The sequence below is a fragment of the Pantanalinema rosaneae CENA516 genome (assembly GCF_050753385.1).
Lineage (GTDB): Bacteria > Cyanobacteriota > Cyanobacteriia > Leptolyngbyales > Leptolyngbyaceae > Pantanalinema > Pantanalinema rosaneae.
The window spans coordinates 1-26,093 of record NZ_JBLZFZ010000044.1; the positions used below are offsets into that span (position 1 = coordinate 1).

The 26,093-nt window shown below is 51.0% G+C and carries 23 protein-coding genes; 13 read left to right on the plus strand and 10 right to left on the minus strand.

Going from position 1 to position 26,093, the window contains the following annotated elements; all coding sequences use genetic code 11:
* Positions 1-98: 98 nt before the first annotated feature.
* A complete protein-coding gene (locus ACN4EK_RS22060; protein WP_431660429.1) occupies positions 99-1,280 on the plus strand; it encodes a thiolase family protein in 1,182 nt (393 codons plus the stop codon).
* A 49-nt stretch (positions 1,281-1,329) separates the two neighbouring features.
* Here the strand turns inward: ACN4EK_RS22060 and ACN4EK_RS22065 are convergent, their stop codons facing one another.
* Positions 1,330-1,704: a four helix bundle protein gene (locus tag ACN4EK_RS22065; protein WP_431660430.1), complete on the minus strand. Its 375-nt coding sequence runs from the start codon at positions 1,702-1,704 to the stop codon at positions 1,330-1,332.
* 82 nt (positions 1,705-1,786) lie between these two features.
* Here ACN4EK_RS22065 and ACN4EK_RS22070 point away from each other — a divergent pair, with 82 nt between their 5' ends.
* From ACN4EK_RS22070 to ACN4EK_RS22080, 3 genes are all read left to right on the plus strand, one after another.
* Positions 1,787-4,258, plus strand: coding sequence for an acyl-CoA dehydrogenase (locus ACN4EK_RS22070; RefSeq protein ID WP_431660432.1), 2,472 nt, complete (start codon positions 1,787-1,789; stop codon positions 4,256-4,258).
* A 122-nt stretch (positions 4,259-4,380) separates the two neighbouring features.
* On the plus strand, positions 4,381-4,704 hold the full coding sequence (locus tag ACN4EK_RS22075; protein WP_431660433.1) for a DUF433 domain-containing protein: 324 nt from the start codon (positions 4,381-4,383) through the stop codon (positions 4,702-4,704).
* The gene (locus tag ACN4EK_RS22080) at positions 4,704-5,039 is read left to right on the plus strand and encodes a DUF5615 family PIN-like protein (protein ID WP_431660434.1); all 336 of its coding nucleotides are present in this window, start codon (positions 4,704-4,706) and stop codon (positions 5,037-5,039) included. Before ACN4EK_RS22075 ends, ACN4EK_RS22080 begins: the two co-directional genes overlap by 1 nt.
* 145 nt (positions 5,040-5,184) lie before the next feature.
* On the opposite strand, the gene ftsH is transcribed toward ACN4EK_RS22080, so the two are convergent.
* The gene (gene ftsH, locus ACN4EK_RS22085) at positions 5,185-7,125 is read right to left on the minus strand and encodes an ATP-dependent zinc metalloprotease FtsH (RefSeq protein WP_431660436.1); all 1,941 of its coding nucleotides are present in this window, start codon (positions 7,123-7,125) and stop codon (positions 5,185-5,187) included.
* Between the two features lie 573 nt (positions 7,126-7,698).
* Between ftsH and ACN4EK_RS22090 the strand changes: the two genes are divergently transcribed.
* From ACN4EK_RS22090 to ACN4EK_RS22100, 3 genes are all read left to right on the plus strand, one after another.
* Positions 7,699-8,964 (plus strand): AI-2E family transporter, encoded by a 1,266-nt coding sequence (locus tag ACN4EK_RS22090; protein ID WP_431660437.1) that lies wholly within the window; start codon positions 7,699-7,701, stop codon positions 8,962-8,964.
* Complete coding sequence (locus ACN4EK_RS22095; protein WP_431660438.1) at positions 8,961-9,755, plus strand: HAD-IA family hydrolase; 795 nt, start codon at positions 8,961-8,963, stop codon at positions 9,753-9,755. The genes ACN4EK_RS22090 and ACN4EK_RS22095 overlap by 4 nt, the downstream gene beginning before the upstream one ends.
* Before the next feature lie 193 nt (positions 9,756-9,948).
* A complete protein-coding gene (locus ACN4EK_RS22100; RefSeq protein WP_431660439.1) occupies positions 9,949-10,500 on the plus strand; it encodes an FKBP-type peptidyl-prolyl cis-trans isomerase in 552 nt (183 codons plus the stop codon).
* A 153-nt stretch (positions 10,501-10,653) separates the two neighbouring features.
* Here the strand turns inward: ACN4EK_RS22100 and ACN4EK_RS22105 are convergent, their stop codons facing one another.
* On the minus strand, positions 10,654-11,511 hold the full coding sequence (locus ACN4EK_RS22105) for an Rpn family recombination-promoting nuclease/putative transposase (protein ID WP_431660440.1): 858 nt from the start codon (positions 11,509-11,511) through the stop codon (positions 10,654-10,656).
* Between the two features lie 112 nt (positions 11,512-11,623).
* Positions 11,624-12,508: an alpha/beta fold hydrolase gene (locus ACN4EK_RS22110; RefSeq protein ID WP_431660441.1), complete on the minus strand. Its 885-nt coding sequence runs from the start codon at positions 12,506-12,508 to the stop codon at positions 11,624-11,626.
* A gap of 127 nt (positions 12,509-12,635) precedes the next feature.
* Between ACN4EK_RS22110 and ACN4EK_RS22115 the strand changes: the two genes are divergently transcribed.
* Positions 12,636-13,100, plus strand: coding sequence for a hypothetical protein (locus ACN4EK_RS22115; protein WP_431660442.1), 465 nt, complete (start codon positions 12,636-12,638; stop codon positions 13,098-13,100).
* On the opposite strand, the gene ACN4EK_RS22120 is transcribed toward ACN4EK_RS22115, so the two are convergent.
* The 3 genes from ACN4EK_RS22120 to ACN4EK_RS22130 all read right to left on the minus strand — a co-directional run bounded on the left by ACN4EK_RS22120 (position 13,097) and on the right by ACN4EK_RS22130 (position 15,060).
* The gene (locus tag ACN4EK_RS22120) at positions 13,097-13,792 is read right to left on the minus strand and encodes an alpha/beta hydrolase (protein ID WP_431660444.1); all 696 of its coding nucleotides are present in this window, start codon (positions 13,790-13,792) and stop codon (positions 13,097-13,099) included. The genes ACN4EK_RS22115 and ACN4EK_RS22120 overlap by 4 nt on opposite strands.
* 230 nt (positions 13,793-14,022) lie before the next feature.
* Positions 14,023-14,397 carry a hypothetical protein gene (locus ACN4EK_RS22125; protein ID WP_431660445.1) on the minus strand — a complete coding sequence of 125 codons (375 nt, stop codon included), beginning with the start codon at positions 14,395-14,397 and terminating at the stop codon, positions 14,023-14,025.
* 414 nt (positions 14,398-14,811) lie between these two features.
* On the minus strand, positions 14,812-15,060 hold the full coding sequence (locus ACN4EK_RS22130; RefSeq protein ID WP_431660446.1) for a hypothetical protein: 249 nt from the start codon (positions 15,058-15,060) through the stop codon (positions 14,812-14,814).
* A gap of 576 nt (positions 15,061-15,636) precedes the next feature.
* Between ACN4EK_RS22130 and ACN4EK_RS22135 the strand changes: the two genes are divergently transcribed.
* Positions 15,637-17,040 carry a sugar porter family MFS transporter gene (locus ACN4EK_RS22135; RefSeq protein WP_431660447.1) on the plus strand — a complete coding sequence of 468 codons (1,404 nt, stop codon included), beginning with the start codon at positions 15,637-15,639 and terminating at the stop codon, positions 17,038-17,040.
* A gap of 103 nt (positions 17,041-17,143) precedes the next feature.
* Positions 17,144-20,086, plus strand: a complete 2,943-nt coding sequence (locus ACN4EK_RS22140) for a two-partner secretion domain-containing protein (protein ID WP_431660448.1) — start codon at positions 17,144-17,146, stop codon at positions 20,084-20,086.
* A 12-nt stretch (positions 20,087-20,098) separates the two neighbouring features.
* On the opposite strand, the gene ACN4EK_RS22145 is transcribed toward ACN4EK_RS22140, so the two are convergent.
* On the minus strand, positions 20,099-20,977 hold the full coding sequence (locus ACN4EK_RS22145) for a nuclear transport factor 2 family protein (RefSeq protein WP_431660449.1): 879 nt from the start codon (positions 20,975-20,977) through the stop codon (positions 20,099-20,101).
* Between the two features lie 124 nt (positions 20,978-21,101).
* On the opposite strand from ACN4EK_RS22145, the gene murG reads away from it, so the two are divergent.
* Positions 21,102-22,253 (plus strand): undecaprenyldiphospho-muramoylpentapeptide beta-N-acetylglucosaminyltransferase, encoded by a 1,152-nt coding sequence (gene murG / locus ACN4EK_RS22150; RefSeq protein WP_431660451.1) that lies wholly within the window; start codon positions 21,102-21,104, stop codon positions 22,251-22,253.
* Positions 22,254-22,392: 139 nt separating this feature from the next.
* On the plus strand, positions 22,393-22,932 hold the full coding sequence (locus ACN4EK_RS22155; protein ID WP_431660452.1) for a cyclic nucleotide-binding domain-containing protein: 540 nt from the start codon (positions 22,393-22,395) through the stop codon (positions 22,930-22,932).
* On the opposite strand, the gene ACN4EK_RS22160 is transcribed toward ACN4EK_RS22155, so the two are convergent.
* Positions 22,918-23,604 carry an HAD family hydrolase gene (locus ACN4EK_RS22160; protein ID WP_431660454.1) on the minus strand — a complete coding sequence of 229 codons (687 nt, stop codon included), beginning with the start codon at positions 23,602-23,604 and terminating at the stop codon, positions 22,918-22,920. The two genes, ACN4EK_RS22155 and ACN4EK_RS22160, sit on opposite strands and share 15 nt — an antisense overlap.
* A 147-nt stretch (positions 23,605-23,751) precedes the next feature.
* On the opposite strand from ACN4EK_RS22160, the gene queF reads away from it, so the two are divergent.
* Positions 23,752-24,189 carry a preQ(1) synthase gene (gene queF / locus ACN4EK_RS22165; RefSeq protein WP_431660455.1) on the plus strand — a complete coding sequence of 146 codons (438 nt, stop codon included), beginning with the start codon at positions 23,752-23,754 and terminating at the stop codon, positions 24,187-24,189.
* Positions 24,190-24,357: 168 nt separating this feature from the next.
* Here queF and ACN4EK_RS22170 read toward each other — a convergent pair whose 3' ends face one another.
* Positions 24,358-25,929, minus strand: a complete 1,572-nt coding sequence (locus tag ACN4EK_RS22170; RefSeq protein WP_431660456.1) for an adenylate/guanylate cyclase domain-containing protein — start codon at positions 25,927-25,929, stop codon at positions 24,358-24,360.
* Between the last annotated feature and the right edge of the window lie 164 nt (positions 25,930-26,093).

Consider the following 26,093-nt stretch of genomic DNA (forward strand, 5'->3'; position numbering starts at 1 on the left):
AGATGTGTATAAGAGACAGCTCCTTACCTTCTCCATCCTCCCCACCTCCCCACCTCCCCTACGGATCACACATTTCTGAACTAGATCACTACAGACTTATGAACAGCACCTACATTGTTAGCAGCGTTAGAACGGCGATCGGTAAAGCGCCGCGTGGTACCCTTCGCCACACCCGTCCCGATGATTTGGGGGCAGCCGTCGTGCGAGGCGCGATCGAGAAAATTTCGGGATTAGTCTCCAATCAGATTGATGATGTCATCTTAGGTTGTGCCATGCCAGAAGCCGAACAGGGCTTTAACCTGGGGCGAGTGGTAGGACTACGAGCGGGTTTACCAGATTCCGTTTCCGGTTGTACAGTGAATCGCCTCTGTGCCTCGGGCTTACAGGCGATCGCGATGGCGAATCAAGCGATCGCGGTTGGACAGGCGGAGGTGATGGTGGCAGGTGGAGTAGAATCCATGAGCCTAATTCCAATGGGCGGACACCAGTTTTTGCCGAATGCTGACCTGTTAGCCGATGCCCCAGAAACCTACATCACCATGGGGTTAACCGCCGAAAACGTGGCGCGGCAATTCCAAATCTCTCGTGCCGATCAAGATACCTTTGCCTTGCGATCGCATCAACGAGCCGTCGCCGCGATCGCAGCCGGACGCTTTAAGGAAGAAATTATTCCCGTCACCGTCCGAGAAACACAGTACGTGAATGGTAAAGCAGAAACGAGCGAAATCATTTTTGCTACCGATGAAGGACCACGGGCAGATACCAACTTAGAAGCTTTGTCGCAACTAAAACCTGTGTTTCATGCTAAAGGTACAGTCACCGCTGGGAATTCCTCACAAATGTCAGATGGTGCCGCCGCCACGATCGTCATGAGCGAGAAACAGGTGCAGGAACTAAGCATTCAACCAATGGCGCGGATGCTGGGCTTTACGGTCGCGGGAGTTGCTCCTGAAATTATGGGGATTGGCCCGGTGGAAGCGATTCCCAAAGTGTTGAAACAGGTCGGTTTAACGCTGAATGACATTGGCTTGATTGAACTAAATGAAGCCTTTGCCGCTCAATCCCTCGCTGTCATCCGCACCTTAGGACTGAATGAAGACATCGTTAATGTCAACGGTGGCGCGATCGCCTTAGGTCATCCCCTCGGCTGTTCCGGTGCTAAACTGACTGCCACCTTATTACACGAAATGAAACGGCGTGGAGTGCGTTACGGCATCGTTTCGATGTGCGTTGGTGGTGGCATGGGCGCGGCTGGGGTGTTTGAGAATTTAATGATTTAGATTAGCGATGGGGAAGATGAGGGAGGTGAGGGAGATGAGGAGGATGGGGTTATAACGTCCAGGTTTGGTGGTTGTTAATCAAGTTCACTAGACCTCCTAGAACTTGGTTGTAAGTGGCGTACAGAGCTTTTGCTTGGTCTCGATCTAAATACTGGCACTTGACTGCAAATTTCAACCAAACCTGGGTTTCAGCCGCTTCTGCTTCACAGTCACTCAGCTTGGCAATAAAAGCCGCTTGGTAACGCCGCTTTCTCCATGCCTCCGCCAGATTCGCACATACAGAGCGAGACGATCGCCGAATCTGATCCGTCAGCGAATACCTCTCCTCCACCGGAAACGCTTTCGTCAACAGAAAAATCTGCATCGCCGCCTCAAACGCCATCTGATAGATCGCCAAATCCTCATGGCTTTTAATCAACCGCATCTTCCCAATCCCCCTCACCTTCCCCAACTGCCTTAACTTCCCTCCCTATCTTTCCCTATTTAGCTTTCAGGAGCACAAAATCATGCTTCCTCACCTCTCCATCCTCCTCACCTTCCCCATCCTCCTCACCCTCCCCATCCTCCTCACCCTCCTCATCTGCTTTGGCTACTTTGGTTCGCCACTGTGGTTATGGACGATTTATCTTGCTGGAGTTTTAGCGGTTGCTAATCCGCCGATCGCACTCTGGATTCCGTTTGTAGCGATCGCCTTGATCCTAAATATTCCGATCGTGCGGCAGAAATTAGTCACGACCTGGATTGTTAAAGCGATTCAGGCAATGAATCTATTACCGAAGATTTCGGAGACGGAACGAGCGGCGATCGAAGCGGGAAATGTTTGGGTTGAAGGAGAGTTTTTTACAGGTAAACCAAACTTCCAACGGATGCTTGATCAGCCCTATCCCCAAGTGTCGCCAGAGTTGCAAGCCTTTCTGGATGGTCCTGTAGAAACGGTGTGTCAGATGGCAACGGACTGGGAGATCTACCAGCGTAAAGATCTGCCGCCGCCAGTGTGGGAGTATCTCAAGCAAGAGCGGTTCTTCGGCATGATGATTCCTCAAGAGTATGGGGGGCTGGGGTTCTCGAATCTAGCGTACAGTTCGGTGATGGTGAAGTTAGCGTCACGCTCCTTTACCCATGTCGCCACTGTTGGCGTAACCAATTCCCTGGGTCCTGCCAAACTACTACTGCGCTACGGCACACCAGAACAAAAAGCCCATTACTTACCGCGATTAGCTCGGGGCGAAGAAATTCCTTGCTTTGCCTTAACCGAACCCACCGCCGGATCAGATGCCGCTAGTCTCACGTCGCATGGAGAAGTGTTCCGGGGTGAAGATGGCAACCTGTATCTGCGCTTGAATTGGAAGAAGCGCTACATCACCTTAGGCGCGATCGCCACCTTACTGGGATTAGCCTTCCGTTTACGCGACCCAGAGAACTTACTGGGTAAAGGTCAGGATTTAGGTATCACCTGTGCCTTAGTCCCAACTAATACGCCGGGTGTGGTGATTAACCAACGTCACGATCCAATGGGTGTGCCGTTCTACAACTCGCCCACGGAAGGGCATAACGTTATCCTGTCGATCGATCACATTATTGGCGGTGTGGAGCAGGCAGGACAGGGCTGGAAGATGTTGATGCAAAGTCTCGCCGCCGGACGGGGGATTAGTTTCCCAGCCACCTGTACGGGTGTAGCGAAATTAGTGGCGCGGGTGACGGGAGCGCATAGTGTAGTGCGGCAGCAATTTGGGTTGTCGATCGGGCGGTTTGAAGGAATTGAGGAACCCCTGGCTCGCATTGGTGGTTTAGCCTATATGGTCGATGCCACCCGACTGTATACCTGTGGAGCCGTCGATCAGGGGCAACAACCCGCCGTGGTTTCCGCGATCGCCAAATATAGCACCACGGAATTATCCCGCCAGATGATCAACGATGGCATGGATATTCTCGGTGGTTCCGGGATTTGTCGTGGCCCCCGGAACTTACTCGCCAACATTTACACCGCAACCCCGATTTCGATCACCGTAGAAGGAGCCAACATTCTCACCCGCACCTTAATGATTTTTGGGCAGGGAGTGATTCGCTGCCATCCTTACATTTATGACGAAATTCAAGCCTTGAGCCAGAGTGATGTTCCCGCCTTCGATCGTGCCTTCTGGTCACATATCGGATCGATGATCCGCAATCTGTTTCGAGCCGTAATGTTGAATCTGTCACGCGGGTATTTAGCGCGATCGCCTGTCTCCGGAGCCACAGCGCGGTATTATCGCAAACTCGCCTGGGCATCCGCTACCTTCGCCGTCTTAACCGATGTAGCATTACTGGCATTTGGGGGTTCACTGAAGCGACGGGAAAAATTGACGGGACGATTTGCCGATATTCTCACCTGGCTATATCTGGGCACAGCGACCTTACGGCGATTTGAAGCGGAAGGTCGGCAAGCGGAGGATCTACCCCTCGTCCATTGGGCAATGCAATATGCCTTGGCGCAAATTCAGCAAGCCGTCGCCGGAATTCTCAGTAATTTAGACATTCCAGTTTTAGGATTACTGCGACAACCCTTGTTAGCCTGGTGGCGATTCAATCCGATCGGGTCTATGCCATCCGATCATCTGGGTAGTCAAGTAGCGCAAAGCTTACAGCAGATTGGGACTGTCCGCGATCGTCTGACGGCTGGCATCTACATTCCTACTGATCAACAACAGGCATTGGGACGGCTGGAACACGCCCTAGATCTGGCACAACAAGCCAATGTGGTATTGCAGAAAATCAAAGCCGCCAGTCGGGCTGGGAAACTACCTGAAGGTAAACCCGATCGTCTGCTAGCGATCGCCTACGAAACTGGCGTGATTACAGAAGCCGAAGCGACGATCGTCTGTCAGGCTGAATTTGCCCGCAATGATGCCATTCAAGTTGATGCCTTTAGTGCTGAGGACTATTACCGAGGGACGCAATCCGCTGAGCCTCCCAATCGAGAGATTGTTTGCGTTGGTTAACGCACTCACAACTGTAGAGAGTCATCACCCACGATCGCCCCAGTGAACGGACACTCAGGGCGATTTTTTTGTGGGAGATCAGTTAGGCTGAAAGCAAGCGACCTTAGCCATTGTGATCACAAATGACTTTAGCCGACCTGGAAGCTCAACTCCAATCTCTGACTCCGACTGAAAAAGCCGCCGCCATTCAGGTTTTGACCCAAACGCTCAGTCATGCGGGACGTAAAATTACCAAAACATCTGGCGTAATGGGGGGTGATGCGTGCCTAGAACATACACGCTTACCAGTGTGGTTATTTGTTAGCCTACGTCGTCAGGGAGCCACGGATGCGGAGTTGCTGAAGACTTATCCTCAGTTAAGCGCAGCAGATTTAGTGAATATTTGGGCATACGCAGATGCGTATTTAGACGAGATTGAATTAGCTTTGCAAGAACAAGAGAGCTAATGATAAGGCTCTATGCAGATGAACAGTTTCCATTACCAGTAGTGGAACTGTTACGAGAACTGGGGCATGATGTTTTAACAGTTCAGGAATCGGGCAACGCTGGGTTTTCTGATCCCCAAGTGTTAGCGTTTGCGATCGCCAATGAACGGGCAGTGCTAACCATTAACCGCCGTGACTTTAAACAACTTCATCGGTTGAGCGCTGATCATGCTGGAATCGTCGTTTGTTCAGAAGATCTTAATTTCGTCAGGCTAGCAAACCGAATTCATCAATCATTGATTGGCAATGCATCTTTACAGGCACAACTCATTGTTGTGAATCGTGGATCACAGTAGTGCATCGTCATAAAAAACGATCGCCCCCATTAGCCAACGGACGATCGCGCTTCCCATTATCTTAGAACAAATGTACTGTTCTAGCAATCGAGAGAGTCGGTGATTAGCCGTTCTCTCCCGAATTGCCGCCTAGCATTCTACAGGCTTAAACCAAAGTGGTTTGCTTCAGTTGCAGATCTTCAGGAAGTTTTCCAGTCAGGAGCCATTGTTCCATTTCGGCTGGGGCGATCGCTTGATTCAGCTTAGCTCGCAGGCTATCGCCTTCCAAGACTTCGGTTTGCAAGAGTTCCTGAGCCGTCTCTTCCAGTAGCTCCCGGTTTTGCTCCAGAATCGTCAGGGCGATGTGATGCGCCCGATCGACAATATCCTTCACTTCCCGATCGATCTCTTCCGTCACCTTGGGGCTAACCGCGCGGCGCGGTGAACTATAGCCTTCCAGAAATTGGGCTTGCGGTTTCTCGAAGGCAACCGGCCCCAGGTGATCGCTCATGCCATATAGGGTGACGGTACGTTCTGCCAAATCGGTGGCTTTTTGAATGTCATCGCTGGCACCCGTCGAGACTTTCTGGAAGATCACTTCTTCTGCCGATCGTCCCCCCAGTAAGGTCGCAATCCGACCGCGAATTTCATCTTCTGCCATCAAGAAGCGATCTTCTTCCGGGAGCTGGAGGGTGTAACCCAATGCCCCTGCACCCCGAGGGACGATCGAGATCTTCTCGACTTTCCCAGCTCCCGGCATCAATGCGCCAATAATGGCGTGACCAACTTCGTGATAGGCAACGACTTTCTTTTCCATATCGTTGAGGATGCGAGATTTTTTCTCCAATCCAGCGATCACCCGTTCGATCGCTTCATTGAAGTCCGCCATAATCACTAACGGACGGTTATTCCGCGCTGCCAGAAGTGCCGCTTCATTCACCAAATTCGCTAAATCGGCTCCGGCAAATCCGGGGGTGCGAATCGCGATCTTACTTAAATCGACATCATCAGCCAATTTGACTGTGCGAGCATGGACATTCAGAATCGCTTCCCGTCCAATCTTATCGGGGCGATCGACCAACACCTGGCGATCGAAGCGACCGGGACGACGCAGGGCTGGATCCAGCACTTCCGGACGGTTGGTTGCCGCAATGATGATGACTCCCGTGTTGGCATCAAAGCCATCCATTTCAGTCAGCAATTGGTTCAGGGTTTGTTCCCGTTCATCGTTGCCACCCATCATGCCACCCTGAGCCCGAGATTTGCCTAAGGCATCGAGTTCATCAATAAAGACGATACAGGGAGCTTTTTGCTTGGCTTGATCGAACAGATCCCGGACGCGAGAGGCTCCCACCCCGACAAATAATTCGATGAACTCAGAACCCGAGATGCTGAAGAAGGGAACTCCCGCTTCTCCGGCGATCGCTTTCGCCAGTAAGGTTTTACCCGTTCCCGGCGGCCCAATCAGTAACACCCCTTTAGGGATCTTGGCTCCCAGCCGGGTATATTTATCGGCATTCTTGAGGAAATCGACGATCTCTTGCAGTTCGGTCTTGGCTTCATCCACTCCGGCAACATCGGTAAATTTAACCCCGGTGCTGCCTTCCGAGTAGATCCGAGCTTTACTTTTACCCACGGTTAGCGCCGTCGGATTGCCACCTCCCTGACGATTAATGATCCAACCCCAAATGCCAAAGAAGATCAGGGGAGGCACGACCCAACTTAAGAGTGTGCCAATCCAACCATTGCGGTTGGGCGGGGGAGCACCAAACTCAACGCCATTCTCCCGCAGAATTTTCGGTAATTCTAAGTCAGTGGCGATCGGCGTGGTGGAAAAGACTTGGGGAACTTGGGGCTGACTTTGATCGGTCGTTGCCTCTGGCTTCAAGGTAAACTCGATTTGTCCGGGGCTGACTAACGCCCGATCGACTTTACCCGCCTGTACCTGCGCCACAAAATCGCTGTAAGCAATCTGGGCGGGACGAGCACCGAAGGTCGGCACAATAAAGTTCAACACCAGCAGCAGCGTGAGTAGAATCAGCAAACCACCCCCAAACTGCCGTGGTCTTGGCGTTTTAATGGGGAGCTTATTTTTTTCAACTGGCATGGGCGGATAGCTCCTTACGTGATCAGTTGTCAGTCATTAGTCCCCAGCCATCAGATACCTGATCACTGCCCACTAACGGTCTAACAACCCTGTCTATAGCGATCGTTAATGATTTATGAATCGCTCTACCCGTATTGTAAAGAATTCGTTGCAATTGCCTGAGGGCGGGATGCCGTACTGTCTACCGGAATGACCGTACTTGTTAGACAATGCTGAGTTGTTGGCTCATGGTTAACCGAATGACTGGCTTTATTTTTAAAGTATTTATTCTCTCGGCACTGTTATCGATCGCGATCAAATACGGCGGGCCCTTCCTGCCCGTTACAGGAACGACATCAACTGTGCTAATTGCAATTTGCTCGCCTAGCATACTAATGGCAATTCTATTCGGGTGGCGATGGCGACAACAGCAGGGTGCAACACTAAGGACTGAGGACTAAAAACTAAAGACTATAGCGAACTTCAATAGAGTGATGGACTCAGATCGAGGTTTGCTTTGACTCTGCCTCATCGTCCCTATCCGCCTGATCTTCCCTATCTGCCTCACCTCCCGTCTCGCTCTGGAGCTCATCTGTGAAACTGGGTAACTGGATTGGTTTTCTGGTACTGGCAGCCTCCCTGTATATCCTGTGGGAAATTCGCCAGATTTTGTTACAGGTCTTTGCGGCTGTGGTCTTAGCCAACAGCTTAAATCTCTTAGCACAGCAATTAGAACGAGTGGGCTTCCGTCGAGCCGTGGCGGTTGTGCTGTCGATCGGATTTCTGATTGCGTCGATCGTCGGGTTCTTTCTGCTGATTGTGCCGCCCTTCATTCAACAGTTTCAGTTACTCATTAGTTTAGTCCCGAAGGGGGTACAGGCATTAAATAACCTGGTGTTGAGCTGGAACCAACAAATTCCCAGTCAGTTTAGAACCTATATTCCGACTGTCGATAACTTGATTGAACAGGCACAACCCGTTGCTAATCGAGTGTTAGGGGGATCATTTGCGATCTTTTCCGGTTCCTTGGGCGGAGTGCTGAATTTCCTACTCATTGTGGTGCTGGGGATCATGATGTTAGTCAATCCTCTCGCCTATCGACAGGGTTTTATTCGCTTGTTTCCCTCGTTCTATCGGCGGCGGGCGGATACGGTGTTGTTGGAATGTGAAGTCTCCTTAGGTCGTTGGGTCGTGGGAGCATTGATCAGTATGAGTGTCGTGGCAATCTTTAGCACCCTGGGCTTGGCATTGATCGGAGTTCCGGCAGCCCTTGCCCAAGGCGTATTAGCCGGATTACTCAACTTTATTCCCAACTTGGGGCCAGCCTTTAGTGTCGTGCCACCAATGCTGATCGCCCTCCTGGATCCCAATAATCCATTTGCCAAATCGTTGCTAGTCCTGGGCTTGTATATTCTGATTCAGCAGTTGGAGAGTAATCTACTCACCCCCTATGTGATGGCACAACAGGTGTCTCTGCTGCCTGCGGTGACGCTAATTGGTCAGGTGTTTTTCGCGACGGTGTTTGGCTTTATGGGATTGTTACTGGCAATTCCCTTAATGGTAGTCGTGCAGATTTGGATTCGGCGGGTGTTAGTGGAAGATGTCCTCGATCGCTGGCATCAGCGCACCACTATCGAACCAGAACCTGCCTTTGCCCCGGCGATCGTTCCCGCCAGTCCGGTAATTATGGATCCAACGATCGAAAATCTCAGTCCGGCTGAACAGACGATGTATCGGTTAAAGTCGTTGCTGTCGAATGAGGAGCGATCGCAGCCACCCCGCCCACCAGCGACACCAGGGAGTGGTTCAATGGAGAGTGATCCCGAATTTAATCCAGATGATCCAATTGACCGCCCATGAGTAGTCTGCAAGCGTTAATTTTTGATGTCGATGGCACGATCGCGGATACGGAAAGAGATGCCCATCGCGTGGCGTTTAACCGAGCCTTTGAAGCGGCAGGCTTAGCGTGGGAATGGTCAGAGGAAGTATATGGTTCGTTGCTGAAAGTAGCAGGCGGAAAGGAAAGAATTCAACTCTACCGGAATACCGCCTGTCCCGAGTTTCAGCCATCCGAGGAGATTACGACTTGGGCAGCCGCTCTGCATCAAGCCAAAACCAACCATTATCGGAAGTTAATTGCAGAAGGCAATATTCCCTTACGTCCGGGGATCAAGCGGCTGATTCAGGAGGCGCGGCAGGTAGGGATTCGGTTAGCGATCGCGACCACCAGTGCCCCCGATAATGTGCTGGCGTTATTGGAAACTACGTTGGGAGTAGATAGCCCCGCCTGGTTTGAAGTGATTGCCGCCGGAGATATCGTCCCGGCAAAGAAACCTGCTCCCGATGTCTATCATTATGTTTTACAGGCAATGGATTTGACTCCCCATGACTGTTTAGTGCTGGAAGATTCCGATGCTGGTTTAACCGCCGCCCGTCAAGCTGGCTTACCTGCCGTGATTACGATGAATGGCTACACCCAAAGTCATGATTTCACAGGAGCGTTGCTAGTCGTGGATCATTTAGGCGAACCCGATCGACCGTTTCAGGTGCAGTCCGGTCATGTGGGGAATGCCACCTATTTTGATTTAGCCTTAGCCCGACAGTTGCTAGCCAATTGTGAGAGATCAGGAGATAGGGAGATAGGGAGATAGGGAGATAGGGAGATAGGGAGATAGGGAGATAGGGAGATAGGGAGATAAAAACCAAACCTCAATGTCTTCCTCACCTCCCCCACCCTCCTCACCTCACTCACCTCTCGATCGACAGGCTTTGTACAATGAACAATGAACAACGAGCCATCAGCCGTGATCACTGGATCATGGATTTCTGATCAGGAGGGTTACTTTGAAGGAAATTTTAATCAGTTTAGGCGTGATGCTGGCTTGTGTACTGGTGCTGGTCGTATCGCAACTGCTGGGCGATCGTGGTTCAGCCTTGGCGGATCAACTGCCAACGACGATCGCTCCCACTGCCGCCACGGTCGTTCAAGCTCAAGCACCGATCGCAGAAGCACCAACCTTGATCGCCGATGCTACAACAACAAGTGAAACACCAAAAACCATGACTACAACAGAATCTGGGCTGCAATACACGGATATTGTGGAAGGGACAGGCGCTACACCTACCACAGGTCAAAAAGTGACAGTGCATTATACCGGCACGTTACAGGATGGCACGAAGTTTGATAGCTCTCGCGATCGGGGGCAACCATTTGAGTTTCAGATTGGCGTGGGTCAAGTGATTAAAGGCTGGGATGAAGGCGTTGGCAGCATGAAAGTGGGTGGTCAGCGCCAGTTAGTCATTCCTCCCGAACTGGGTTACGGCAGTCGCGGTATTGGTCCGATTCCGCCTAACTCCACCTTGCTGTTTGATGTGGAACTTTTAGGGGTGAGCTAATCCCTCTCTCTTCTTCTGATTACCGACTAGAGATTGTCAGGCACAGAGGTGGAAGATTGAGCCATCCTTAATTCATGCCATTGAGAGTTTCTGCGATCGCCCTTCAGTTCCGGCTGGGGGGCGATGGTTTTAGTAAAGGGGCAATCGCAAAGGTCAGACATTATGTTCTAACCAAGTGATCAACTCATCTGGCTGGGTAAAATCCAATAGCACTTCGCCCAAGGCTTCTAGTTGCTCAACCGAGAGCGATCGAATGTGAGCTTCCGTCTCCGCTGTGAGAGCGCCAAACCGCCGCTTTAGCAAGCGAATCACCAGGGTTGCCTCGCGCTCTAATCCTTGTTGCAGTCCTTGTTGCAGTCCTTGTTGCAGCCCTTGTTGCAGTCCTTGTTGCAGAATATCCTGGTAAATCACCGATTCTTGCACAATCTCCTCCCGCAGAATTTGCCGAATGATCGCTTTCTCCAATACTAATCCTGCCAGTACCGATGTTGCCGCAGTTACATTACTTTTCGCTACGCGATCGGGCAATGCCTCAATCCGTTGAGCAATTTGCTGGAGGGTTTGAGCTTTATCCTCACTACGGCTCAAGATTGCCAATGGCAATAATCCTGAAAATGGCAACAACTCGGCGATCGGTACTTCCCATAACCGAATTACTTCAAACTCATGCCGGGTACTCGGCAGTTCAAATGTAGTTTGCTGTACCAGTTGTGAACCAGTCGGTTTGAGATAAATGACCACTTGCCGCATCGCCTGGGTTGGATAGCGCCGATACACTCGTAGACGATAATCCACCATGCGAAAGGGAATTTCAGGATCAGGTCGGGTCTGAAACTCTAAATGCAAAATCACCTGTTCCGAAGCTAACAGAATCAGCGCATCCGCCCGAATCGGCGATACTGATAATTCCGATGGGCTGAGTTGTGTCAATCCCAGGGGTTCACCTAAGAGCCATTGGGCAAAGTCCTGACTGTAGCTTTCAGCGAGAAACTTGCAAACGTTATCGTACATTCGGAGATTGTATCAGGATTAATCGTTCCTCAAGAAAAACAACAAGATTTTGCAGAGCGGTGATCGTCTTGCAACCTGCCAAGCTATGAGCTTCAGATCTGCAACAGCCAGGTTAACCCTCAATTTGGGACTGGCATTGCTGATCGAGGAAGGGAACGATCGCTTGATTAAACGCCTCCGGTTCACCTAAAAAACACCAATGATTGCCCGCAACTTTTTGGATCGTCAGATTGGTCAAATAACGGCGATAGGGTTGCAAATGGCGGGAGGTGCGATTGAGTCCGAGTTCGGGTTGGATCAACAGAGTGGGTAGATCCAGAGATTGCGTCAGCGCCGCTACACTCAGCACATCTTCAAACACTCCATCCCTCGCCTGCACGACGAATTTACTGCCCCACTGTCCATTGGGTTTTTGTTCCGTTCCGGCTTGAAATGCCAGTTGTTGCAATGGACTCCAGCCGCGATATTGCTTCAGTTGCTGCGCCTGGGCTTCTGCCTGTGCGTAACTGTCAAACGGACCGATCGTTCGCAAAAATGACAGAATTCGATAGAACAACGGAAAGGTTAATCGCATCCATCCCGGCATTTTATTAATAAAGGCTGGATCCACCAGGACTAAACTCCGCACCCGATCGGGCTGTTGCCGCGCCCAAACTAAGGCCACCTTTGCTGCCCAGGAGTGCGCCACAACATGAGCGGAGTCCCAACCCAAATGCTGCATTAACGCATTCAGATCCGTAATGATATCGTCGCAGGCATAGCCCTGTTCCGGTTTACTACTATCCCCATGTCCCCGCAAATCGAGGGCAACACTATGATAACGATCGCGCAAGCATTCTCCCGCACTTGCCCAGACCATTGCGTTATCCGCTAGTCCATGCAGAAACAATACGGGTTCATCCCCTTGAAACCACTCTAAATACGACAGGTGGATGTGAGGCAATTCCAGGGTGTGACGCTGGGCATGGAGTTGGGGCAGAACGTCGGCTGAAGTCATAGTAATGCACAGAACGATCGCCCTTGATTGAATCATGTTTTAGGCTTCCCTGCCAATCCTGGTGGTGATTTCCCTGAATGCCGTAGGATTTGAATAACATTCCACTCAGAAATCAATTCATTCCACTATGCGAAGCATTGCTCCCCAACCTGCTATCTTCTACCTGGCTAGCGTTACCGTTGGTCTGACGGCGATCGCAGTGGCTCCTGCCCAAGCGGCTCCAGTCACGTATGAGTTCACAGTGAAAGTGACGCAGGGATCATTGGCTGGAAAATCCTTTCAAGGCACACTGCGGTACGATGATGCCAAGTTACAGGGCAAGGGCATGGAGACGATCGATGCCACGCAAGGCTTGCAGGTCTGCATGAACTTCTTCGGACGCAACTATCGCGAAACCCAGGACAGCAATCACCCAGAGTTTCCTAAACTTGTGTTTCAGGACGGACAAATTCAAACCTTAGACTTCTGGATTGAACCGGGTAAGCGGCTCAACTGGGGGACATTGCCCGGATGGGAAACTACATTTACCCGTAAAGGCTCGGCTCCAGTCGCCGCGTTACCTTGCCAAACGCCATCCGCAACACGTGACTAAACATTACTCACTAGCGACAACACCATATCAAAGTACTGCGGCGTAAATTCATGCCCCGTCCCCGGAATTACCTCAAACTCAACTGGATAACGCCGTTGCTTCAGTTCGTTGACAAAAGTAGTCGCAGGTTCCTTGCGGGGATCATTCTCCCCCACCCCGATCGCATACTTCAAATTGGGTACACTGTTACGCGGATAAGCGAACACTGGAGCCGCCGCGATCGCCACTCCGGCAACGGCTTCCGGATAGCGTTGAGCATAAACGGACGCGATCGCCCCCCCTTGGGAGTAGCCAAACACGATAATCTGCTGAGGATTAATCGGATATTCGGCTTTTACCTTTTCTAAGATCGTGTGGGTAATAATGGCAGCAGCATCATAGGTCATACCCGCTTGATCGGTAATAGTTGGTGCCAAAATCAGCGCATTCACTGGATTGGGCAACCGTTGGAATGCCTGGATCATTCCCTGTCCATTCCCCCCTGCCGGATGGAGCGCCACAATCACAGACCACCCTGATGCCGGAGCCGTCCCCGTTGGCGCTTTAATCACATAGTCGATCGTAGTCTGTCCCACTTGTTGCCAGGTATTCACATCCTGATCGGCAACATAACCAGGGACGTAACCAGATAACGCCACAAAGGTAGGACGAGAACAGCTTGCTAGAACAACTACTAATAGTAGTCCCAGCAAAGCTCTCAAGAAATGTATTGTGACTCTAGTTACCCGGCGATGCCCAATCATAACAGCCTCGAAACTCAGACAATATTCAGCCTGTCCGATTATAGAAACTGAAAATTTGTCGCGCTAAAGGCAAAATCTGGTCTTGATAGAACTGTAGTGATCAAAAAACCCCCTGATGCTGTCCACCCGGTGCAGCGATTAGAGGGAAAGTTAACGTCGGGACACTCAAATAAACTCAACTAACTCGCGATCGCGGTGACTTTAGACCGAGTAGGACGCTTGCGATTCGATTTTTTCTTCAAGCCGATCGATTGAGCCTCGTTGCTATCAGAGCCAAACTGTCCCCGCACGACTTCCTTCATCGCTAAAACGGCTTGATGAAATTGCCATTCGGCTAACCGAGCCGCATCCGCCGCCGCCCGTGCTGTCGCTTGTTTTTCGACCTCATTCTGTTGTTGGGCAACCATTTTTTGATATGCCGCTTGCAAACTTTCAGGGGTGGCTTCAGGGCGATTCGTTGTATAAAAGGGAATTGCCCCTAATCCATTCAAGGCTTCAATATCTTGGCTAATTTGTTGAGGCGATAGACGGCGGTTCGGCATTAGTGATGGCATCTTGCAGACCTGGTAGATAACAATATGCTTAGTCTACTGAGAGCCCATCAGAATCACACTCAGGAAAAACCTGATATTTGGCGGCTCACCTTCTGACTAAAATCGATCCTTAGATGTGGTACTCAGATTGATGGTATTTGCGACGATCGCAATTGAATTGTGTTTCGCTGCACTCCGTATCATCCGCAGTCACACGTCAATTTGATCGCCTGACAATGCGATTGTTAGCCGCGACAACTCAATTGTGCGGCTAACAATCGCATTGTGACGATCGTCCTTCCGTATGATCCACAGCCACTATTACATTGCCCTGGTCGATCTGGCTATTGTAGAGAAGTACAAGCCTAGTTGAGGCGAGATCCTTCATCTGGTTTGTCGATCAGATGGTTTAGACCGCTAGTGATCGCTCCTTCTCTAATCCAGTAAGCCATAGGAGACTGGCTGATCGTTGACAGACACAATGCGATCGAGGCGGATTTCTGTACCATCCTTTATTTTAAGAAAATCAGCGTGGTTTCTGGCATACACATCAACAATCCGAGCGTTCACTTCAATGATTTGATTTGCATCATCGTGATACACCAGATGACAATCTTGATGCAACGTCGCCAACGCTTCTAGTTGATCATGAAAATCGCAACTCACTGGGGTATAAGCGTCCATCTAGCGATTCCCTCCGTCATCGTTTAGATTCAATCCCATTCTTGAGACGATTAATTAGCGAACGATCGTCCTACCTTGATATTAACGATTTCACTCCTCTAACCAGGGCTGATTTTGCATCAACTCACATTACTCTGGCAGAGATGTTATCGCAATTAGTCTCTGACGCTGAATAGACCCGCGATCGTAGCCAACCAACGATCTAACCAATCCCCGCGATCGCTCAACCCAGCCATGAACTTAATTTGCTAAATCTTACGTTTCCTTACAATTATCCGGCTCTAATTCTAAGGGTTGATGCCAGTCTCCCCTGGAGAGCGAGACATTAGTGGTTATATGAGAGGGCATGACATAAATTTACACTGCTCTCAAACCTAATTCATCGTTGAGGGTGAATAGATGGAGGTCATTCTTGATGATTGCCCTAATTTCTATTGGCGCTATCACCAAACTTCCTCCAACAACACTCGTCATCCTTCTACTTGAGCGATCGCATAGAAGTTTTTGTGGTTAGTCCTTTACATCGGATTAATCAATGTTTTGCGCTTCATTCTTTATGAAAATGGAACTCTAACAATGACAATTCAGCATGAAACAGTGAGCCATCAGCCTAAAACATCCTATGTGTTAATGCTGGCATTAGTTGCTGCCATTGGAGGATTCTTATTTGGGTTTGATACCGCCGTGATTAATGGTGCAGTTGGGGCATTAGGCAACGCCTTTCAAGCCACCAGCGTTCAAATTGGTTTAGCTGTGTCCTCAGCATTACTGGGGTCAGCCGTTGGAGCCTTTTTTGCCGGACAGATCGCCGATCGCTATGGACGAGTTAAAACCATGATCGTCGCCGCCGGACTGTTTCTGATTAGTGCCGTAGGTTCCGGGATCGCCATTGGTCTGTGGGATTTTATGTTCTGGCGCTGTGTGGGTGGGGTTGCCGTTGGAGCCGCCAGTGTGATCGCTCCCGCCTATATTGCGGAAGTATCTCCCGCCCATTTACGGGGACGCTTAGGCTCCCTGCAACAATTGGCAATCGTCGTTGGTATCTTTTTCGCCTTGCTGTGTAACTACTTTATTGCCGTTGCGGCTGGATCGGCGGCGGCTCCCTTCTGGTTTGGGGCTGCCGCTTGGCGATGGATGTTTTTAATGGAAGTCGTACCGGCGATCGCCTATGGTGTGGGGGCATTCATGATTCCTGAATCCCCGCGATATTTGGTGGCTCAGGGGCGCGAACCGGAAGCGGCAACCGTATTAGCCAAATTATTAGGTGGTGATATTCAAGCCAAGGTGTTAGAAATTCGCCAGACGGTATTACAGGAACGCAAACCCCGCTTATCTGATTTAGCTGGACGGCATGGCTTACTGACGATCGTCTGGGTCGGCATTGGCTTATCGATCCTGCAACAATTAGTCGGGATTAATGTGATCTTTTACTACAGCAGTATCCTGTGGCAAGCCGTTGGGTTCTCGGAACAGGATTCCCTGTGGATTACTGTCATTACCAGCGTGACGAACATTGTCACCACCCTGGTCGCGATCGCCTTTGTCGATAAGATTGGTCGCAAGCCTTTGTTGATTCTGGGCTCGATCGGCATGACCCTTACCTTAGGCACACTCGCCACCATCTTTGGCAGTGCTACTCTAGATGCTGCCGGAAATCCCACCCTGACAGGCAATTCTGGCATCATTGCCCTACTTGCCGCTAACATTTATGTCTTCTGCTTTGGCTTCTCCTGGGGACCTGTCGTTTGGGTATTGCTGGGCGAAATGTTTAACAACCGCATTCGCGGAGCCGCCCTGTCCGTTGCTGCTGCCGCTCAATGGATCGCTAACTTTGCAGTCTCCACCACCTTCCCCCCCTTACAAGATATCGGCTTAGGCTTTGCCTACGGTCTTTACACCACCGCCGCCGCCATTTCTCTCTTCTTTGTATGGTTCCTGGTCAAAGAAACACGCGGCAAGGAACTCGAACAAATGAGTTAGGTAAAGATCGTTTGTAACCAAAGATCCTAACTACCTTCACGATCGCCAGAGAATTAAAAGCGTTGATAGAATTAGCGCACTCCCCTCTCTGTTGTAAACCATCATGCCCCCGAATCTACCACGCTACCTTGCTGGTGTTAGCGTTGTTATTACGGCGCTGATTCCTCAACCTGTTCAAGCACAGATTGCTGGTGATGGTAGTTTGGGAACTCAAGTCAATGGAGAACTGACGGTTCCTTGCACAGGCTTCTGTGTGATTACTGATGGAACGAACCGAGGCAGCAATCTCTTTCATAGCTTCCGTCAGTTTTCTCTACCCAATAGAGATACTGCTGCCTTTATTACTCCATCTGCTATTCAAAATGTCGTTGTCCGCGTCACTGGACGAGGCGATCGATTTATCTCCAATATTAATGGGACGATCGCAACCATCGATCCTGGCTTCACAGAGTTTGTTCCAACTAATTTTTTCCTACTAAATCCCAATGGCATTATCTTTGGTCCTAATGCCAGCCTATTGAATGGAGGATCATTTCTGGCAACAACCGCAGAACGTATGTTATTCCAGGATGGAACATTTTTCAGCGCCGATGATCCAACTCCATTGTTGACAATTAGTGTGCCGATCGGCTTACAGTTTGGATCGTCACCCAGGGCAATTCGGATACAAGACGCATTTCTATCTGCTGGTGTCCGAGATGATTTCACTGACCTGACCTTAGTCGGTGGCGATATCTTGGTTGATCAGTCGATCGTCCTCACATTAGGACAGGGAATCGAGTTGGCAGGAGTCGCCGCCGCAGGTCGCATTGCATTTACCCAAACTGGTAATCGGCTGCAATTAAGTGATCTAGGCAATTCTGCCCGAGCGAATATTTCCCTAACCAATCAATCCCAAATGGGTAGTCTGACGAGTGGTGGTCGGGTGTCCCTGTATGGTCAAAATCTTACGCTTGCAGATGGCAGCGCCATCATCACTAATACTGATTCAGAGCCAGGTGCTGGCAGTAGTCCAGCCGGAAACATCATGGTGAATGCAACCGGAACGGTTCGGTTGTCGAATGGTAGCCAACTAAATAGTACGGCTTTAGATCGCGGTGATGGTGGACAGATTACTGTTTTAGGACAACGGGTAGAGCTGGCAAATGGGTCAGTGATTGGTTCCGTCAGTATGGGTGTAGGGAATGCCGGAGATGTCACTGTTCAAGCTACTGAATCGATTACTTTTTCTGGTAGGAATATGGCTGGCACTACGAGTGGCATCCTCAGCGCAGTCGGTTCTTTGTCTGGTGTAATAGGAACTGGTAATGGTGGCAGGATTTTATTGCAAGCCCCAATCATTTCACTAGACGACAGTAGCATCGGCTCATCAAATTTGTTTGCTCAGGGCAACGCTGGCACTATTCGGGTGGAAGCATCCAAGCAGTTATCCATGACCAATGGTGCAGTCATTAAAGCCGACACGATCGGAACTGGCGATGCGGGCAATATCGAACTGGCTGTGAGTAGATTAGAGCTAACCAGTGGATCTCTAATCTCCGCAAGTACCTTTGGTAGAGGTAATGCGGGCAAAGTACAAATCACCGCCGATACCATTACCTTGAGCGGCAATGCCCCGAATAACAAAAGCCGCAGTGGCATCTTCAATCAGGTTGACCCGACAGGAATCGGTACTGGCGGGGATATTACAGTACAAACCAATAGCCTCACGATCGCCAATGGGGCACAAATCTCTGCCAGCACCTTTGGTCAGGGTGACGCAGGTAATGTGCAAGTTAGCGCTAATGCCATCACACTAGATGGCACAACCCCTGACGATCGTGGCAACAGTGGGATCTTCAGCCAAGTAAATTTGTCAGGAACTGGGACAGGCGGAGATATCCGCGTAGGTACAAACAGCCTCACCATTACGAATGGAGCGCAAATCTCAGCTAGCACCTTTGGTCAGGGCAACGCCGGTCAGGTGCAGATTGTGGCTGATGTGCTGACCCTGGATGGCACAACTCGCAACGGTCAAACCAGTAGTGCGATCGGTAGCCAAGTTGAATCAACCGGAGTTGGGAGAGGGGGTGATGTCACCATCCAGACTAGAGCAAGCACGATTACCAATGGAGCCCAAATTTCTGCCACCACGCTGGGTCAGGGCAACGCCGGAAACGTATCAATTACTGCCCACGATCGCCTGACGATCGATGGCGTGAGTGCAAATGGACAGGTTTCCACTGGCATTTTTATTGCGTCATTCTCCGCCAGTCAGGCAGGAAATGTAGTGATTACGACCCCGCAACTGTATCTGGATCATCAAGGAGTCATTAGTGCCATTTCTACAGCAGTCGATGGTGGTAACATCACCCTCAATATCCGTGAGCTATTATTGATGCGGCGAGGTAGCCTCATTTCAGCAACCGCAGGGGTAGCAGAGGGCGGTGGCAATGGTGGCAACATTACCATTAATGCACCGAAAGGCTTCATCATTGGGCTGAAAGCAGAAAACAGTGATATCACAGCTAATGCCTTTACCGGCAATGGAGGCAAAGTTACCATCACTGCTCAGGGCATTTATGGGTTAGAGTTCCGATCGCGACTTACCCCGTTTAGCGATATTACTGCCAGTTCCCAATTTGGCAATAGTGGGATCGTCACCCTCAATACTCCCGATATCGATCCCAGTCGGGGCTTACAGCCATTACCCGTCGGCTTGGTCGATCCTTCTCAGCAGATTGATCGAAGTTGTGCGCCCAGAGGGCAGGCTGACGGTGGTTCATTTACCATTACAGGACGGGGTGGATTACCCGAAAGCCCCTTTGAACCACTACGGAGTCGGGAAGCCATCACAAATTGGGTAGAAGTAAGCAGCACTCAAGCAGTAGATCAGCCCAACCCATCCAGAAATCAAGTCCTCATCGTCCCTCCATCTGAAGCGATCGTAGAAGCCGATCGGTGGTTGGTAGACAAAGACGGTCAGGTGATCTTAGTCGCCAGTCACTCAACGGCAGAACAGGGTAGATTCTGGTCTGCATCTCCCTGTCCTGCGGCAATGCGGTAATCTCAATGATCGTTAGTTGGTGGTTTTAGCCGGTTGATTGCGATCGACCACCTGTAGCCGTTGCGTTATCATCGTCATGCCATCATGCCGGACAATCACCGCAGAGATCCAGCGGTTATCGGGTTGGGTTGGTGCCCGACCCAGTTTAAAGATGCCACCTGCCGAAAGGGGCTCCAAAGACACCGCCGTGGGATTCATATAGCCCGAGGGTTTAATCGGCTCCTCTAATGCCGCGCCTAACAGTAAATCTTCGCCTAGGGGTTCCTGCACGATCGCATCAAAGGCAAATTCCTGCCCCGCTTTGACTTGATCCGGTAAGGTCAGGAGAACGGTCGGAGGTTTGTCGCCAGAGGTAATTTTGCTGCGTTCCCCTAAAACCCGTTGTTGCACAATTTTTTGCCCTTCAAACCGTTGCTGTGCCCGTAACTCAGAGGTCAGGGTAAAGGTGCGATCGCCCACTTTCTGAGTTCCCGTCAACCGAGTCACCGTTTCTGCCACGATCCCGTTGCCCTCTGCTTTCCAGGAGACTAACTCCGTCTGATATTTCAGATTGGCATAGCGCTGCCAGAGTTGGCTTAAGGACTGCTCCATCATCTTCGGCGTGAGCCCGTCCGAGTGCGTAAAGTTGGGGCTATAGAACCCCAGCACTTCTCGGAGGTTGCGATTGTTCGCCGCAGTATCAATTTGTGCCAAGACATTTTTTAAGGCGGCTGGAGCCGTATCAGGGCTATCGGCACTCACCCGTTGCACCTGAAGACCCCCGACGATCGCCAGTGCCATGCTCCAGGCAAACAGGTTAACCTGCCAGTGCCGTGGAATCAGTAACGGCTGGGTGAATCGAGATGTCCCTAGGCGGCGGACGATCGGCAGGTAAAAGCGTGACTTTTGCATAAAGTAACCTGTAAACGGGAGTGGGCAATGAACTCAAACAATCAACCGCGACCGCTGCGTGTGGTTAAAGGGTTTGCGGTAGGATCTGCAAATGGTTCCAGATCTAACATCTGAGAGATGACCCGTGAGTGATGTATCTGATTCTAGTCTGTTCGCAAAATCCGGGGCGATCATAGCTCAAAAAATGCCTCCCCGGCTATTGATTGCTGCCAGTGGTACAGGTGGACATGTCTTTCCTGCCCTGGCGGTCGCCGAACAATTGCCAGACTACCAAATTGAATGGTTGGGGGTTCCTGATCGCCTGGAAAATCAGCTTGTGCCTGACCAATATCCCTTGCTGACCGTTCCAGTGGAAGGCTTCCAGAAGCGGGGATTAGACATGATCCGGGTGGCATGGAAGCTGCTGCGATCGATTCTGCGGGTGCGCCAGATTCTCAAGCGGGGTAAATTCCAGGCGGTCTTTACCACAGGTGGTTATATTGCGGCTCCTGCCGTTCTAGCTGCGCGATCGCTCGGTCTACCCGTAATTTTGCATGAATCCAATGCCTTACCAGGGAAAGTCACCCGCTTACTCAGTCCCTTATGTAGCCTGGTGGCGATCGGATTTGAGATTACCACCCAATATCTGCCCCGCGCCAAACAAACCTTTTATGTGGGGACTCCGGTACGATCGCAGTTCTTCACTGACCGTAGGGAACTCCCGGATTTACCCGTTCCGGCTGATGTGCCACTGTTGGCAGTCGTGGGTGGTAGTCAGGGGGCAGTCGGCGTGAATCAATTAATTCGGCAGTGTGCTCCCACCTGGTTAGACCAGGGCATTTGGATTGTGCATCAGACCGGGGAAAATGACCCCGATGCCAAGTCGTTCCAGCATCCCCACTACGTGCCGCTCCCGTTCTATAACAATATGGCGGGATTGTTGCAACGTGCCGATCTGGTGATCAGTCGCGCCGGAGCCGGAACCCTAACGGAGCTGGCAATCACTGGTACTCCTTCGATTCTGATTCCTTACCCATTCGCGGCAGAAGACCATCAAACCTATAACGCCAAGGTGTTTGCCAATGCCGGAGCCGCCTTGATGTTCCAGCAAGCTCACTTAAGCTCAGAGATCCTGACCACCCAAGTATTGCAACTCCTCCAGCCCGATCGCGGCAACACCGGGGCAACCGCCCAAAAGTTGCAGGATATGGCACAACACGCCAAACAGCTTGCCATCCCAGATAGCGCTCACCAAATTGCTGCCCTCGTGCGCCAACTGGTGGAATCCTCGCTATGATCAAGTCCCGACCTGATCTGACAGACTTTCCTCTGAAATTACAGTCAGGAAAGCAAAATTTCAGGTACAAAGGAATGAAGTCACGGTGCCTCGGCAGCGATTTCAGTTAGCGTGGGGGTAGGAGGCGAAGGATACGAGCATGCAAAAAGTACTGTTCATCTTGGGCGAACTTGATGATGATGACATCGATTGGATGTTAGAGACTGGCAACCGTGAGGAAATTCCCGCTGGAACAGTGCTAATCCATGAAGGACAACCCATCGCCGCGCTATACATTCTGCTGGAAGGCACGTTAAGTGTCACAACGGCAGCGACCAACGATCGCGAAATTGCCGTCCTATCCAGTGGCGAGATTGTGGGGGAAATGTCGTTTATCGATACCCGTCCCCCCTCGGCAACCGTAACAGCGAAGGAAAACGCGATCGTTCTAGCGATTCCCAGACCCCAGTTAGCCCTAAAGCTGCGCCAGGATAAGGCATTTGCCTCCCGATTTTATTGTGCTTTGGCAATTTTCCTCTCCAATCGTCTACGAGTGACCGTGAAACAACTCAGTGCCAGTGGGGACGAAGAGATGGAGGTAGAATTGCCCGAAGATGAGCTAGGGCAGGACGCGAAAGATAGCGTTAGCCTTGCCCGAACTCGCCTGGACTGGTTGTTGCGTCGCTTAAAGGGCGGCTGAGGTCGTTAGCGTCGGTTGCAGCGATCGCTGGAGCAATTCCATTAATCGGGGATCGGCAAAGTCGGGGATGACTAAGGTGGCGCCGATCTCATACAGTTCTTGGGGGGAATGGGTGGTGGCAATCCCGACTGTGGTAATCCCTGCGCCTACAGCAGACCGGATGCCCGAAGGTGAATCTTCAAAGGCTAAGGCGGTAGCGGCTGTCACTCCCAGTTGTTCTAACGCCACTTGATAGGGCATGGGGTCAGGCTTCCCCCGTTCCAGTTCCTCCCCCAGAATCACGGTTGGGAACTGCTCCACCAAGCCCAGGACTTGCAACATAAATTTGGCATTGGCGATCGGGGCGTTCGTGACCACAGCTTGGTTGAGGGCGCGATCGTTTGCCCAGGTGATCAACTCCGTCAGTCCTGGCAATCGTTGGAGTCCTTGCGTAGCTCGCCGCCGGAATTCGGCTTCCTTGTATAGACCCAATGCCTCTCCCGCCGCTGGAGATAGGTGAGGTAACAAGTCTTGGATAATCGCGGCATTCAACCGACCACTGAAATTCGCCTGATAAAACGGGCGATCGATCTCTAGCCCGTACTCCTGTAACACGGCTTGCCAGGTTTGAAAGTGAATTGGGTCAGTATCGGCAAGGGTGCCATCCAGGTCAAATAAGAGGGCAGTTAGCATCAGCGGTTAGGGATAGGTGACTGCTCTACTGTACTGCAATGTAACGAACTATTACATCTATCCAAATCACCTCAAGCTGCTTAAGATCGAGAGGTTGGCACAAGCCCATTTGATCACATTTTGACCCTTTCTGGTGCGAAACTCACTATGACGCAATCCCCTCCTCAATCGACCGCCGCAAACCCTGGCATCTCGGAATCCGAGGTGAAATATGGCGAACGCTTGATCGCGGAAGGACAATTAATTACCTTCCCTAACCCCCGAGTTGGACGACGCTATGATATCCATGTCACCCTACCGGAGTTTACCTGCAAGTGTCCCTTCTCTGGTTATCCCGACTTCGCGACGATCGAGATTACCTACGTCCCCGATCAACGGGTGGTGGAATTAAAAGCATTGAAGCTGTATATCAATAGCTACCGCGATCGCTACATTTCCCATGAGGAAGTGGTGAATCAGATTCTGGATGATTTCATCGCCGCCTGTGATCCCTTATCAATCAAGATCAAAGGCAATTTTAATCCCCGGGGCAATGTGTATATGACGGTGGACGTGGAACACCATAAATCCAGTGATGCCGATTAGGCCGAGGGTTGCACAGATTTTCTTAACCACCTCAAGCTCTTGCATTTTGCCCCCCTAGCCCCCCAATGCTGGGGGGAACTTAGGATTCAAAGTCCCCCAGCATTGGGGGATTTAGGGGGCACAGAGAGCTTAAACGAAGCCCAGCTTAACTTGTGCATACATATAGCATTAAGCCGAAGGCGGCACGATCCGGTAGATCTTTAAGGCATTGGGCTGTCCTTTAACAAATTGGGGTGGGAGCGGCTCCGTCACAAAGTCGGCAGACAGGGCTTGCTGAGTAGCCACGGTCAGCAACAGGGGTTCGCCCACCTCCTTCGTTAAGGACTCCACCCGAGCCGCGACATTCACCGTATCCCCGATCGCCGTGTATTCTAACCGCCGACTGGAGCCAATACTGCCCACAACGGCAATGCCCGTGTGAATCCCGATGCCCATGTCCAGAGGCGCTTGACCCTGGGTAGCTAGATGTTGATTAATTTTCTTCAGGCTATGCAACATCTCTAATCCGGCGGCGGTTGCCTGAGATGGATGTCCATTGGCCGCATCCCCCACCCCAAACAACGCCATAAAGCCATCCCCCAGAAACTTATTCACCATGCCGCCATAGCGCTGCTCCACAATATCCACCATTTCCGTCAGAAACAGGTTGAGTAACATGACAATGTCCTGCGGTGGTTGGGTGGCACAACGGCGGGTGAAATTTCGCAGGTCAGCAAATAATACGGTTAGTTCTTGCTCAATACCGCCCAGGCTGGGATCACGCTGAAGAATCTGCACCACTGCCCGTTCGCCCACATGCCGACCAAAGGTCTCTTGCAACACCTGCTTTTCCTGCAACTCGTCGATCATGTGATTCACTTCTTCAATCAACGAGCCAAATTCATCGGCATGGAGCGAATGGATGCGAATCTGCAAATTCTCGCTGGCTACAGCAGTGGCGACTCGTTGCAATTCCCGAATCGGCTCGACCACCAGTTGCCCCACCATCCAGGTACTCAGCAGGCTAAAGGCAATGCCCAGTCCCCCAACGGTGATCGCAAACCAGGTATCTTTCAAGGTACAGGCATGGGGGGCAATCATCAGCAACAGCAATGAGGCGATCGGGCAAATACTGCCACAAAATGCTAGCACCAGTCCCCGCCAGCGCAGGGATAGGGGCAAGGTTCCCGGAATCTTATAGGGCTGAATATCGGAAAACAGCACCGGATACAGCAACTTTTGGGTCAATAATTCAATGGCAAAGAAGCTATGGGTGGTGGCAATCAGGGCGGAGATAATGAACGAAATCGGCAGATCCCAGAATAATTGGGGATGTAAGCTGCCCGGTGCGAAGGAAAGCGCTAATAAGAAGACCGGAATACATAACAACCACAAGCTACCCGCGATCGTAATTCCCCACCAGGGTAAGTTAATCGTGCGTTGTCGGGCACACAGTAACCGATCGGGCGCGATCGCTTGATGACGATAAACTTGCGTTAGGGGTCGCTTGAGTGACCAAACACTCCAAATCCAGAGTGCCATCCCGGTCGGATAAATCACGGCATTAAAGATCATTACCGTGAGCAAAAACACCGACAGTTGCACTGGAGTCAGTAGTGGCTGGATGTAGGCGAAGTTGTACCAAATGTTGAAGGCACTCCCCAATACCTGAGCCAGGGCGGGTGCCCCAATCACCAATGCCAACCGGCGACCCGGTGAGTCGTACCAGGTAGTTCTTGCAGCAGCGTCATCTAATCTCATCCGGTTTCCAGCACCTGTATTGCCAGTTGCATTAATCAAGAATGCCCAGCCCCGATCGCGATCGCACCCTACTTTGTTATAGATCCCCCAATCATGCTACACAGACCAAATCACCTACCTTCAGGAATTTAGAGTAACAAATTTGGTAGCTGCCATCCTCCTGC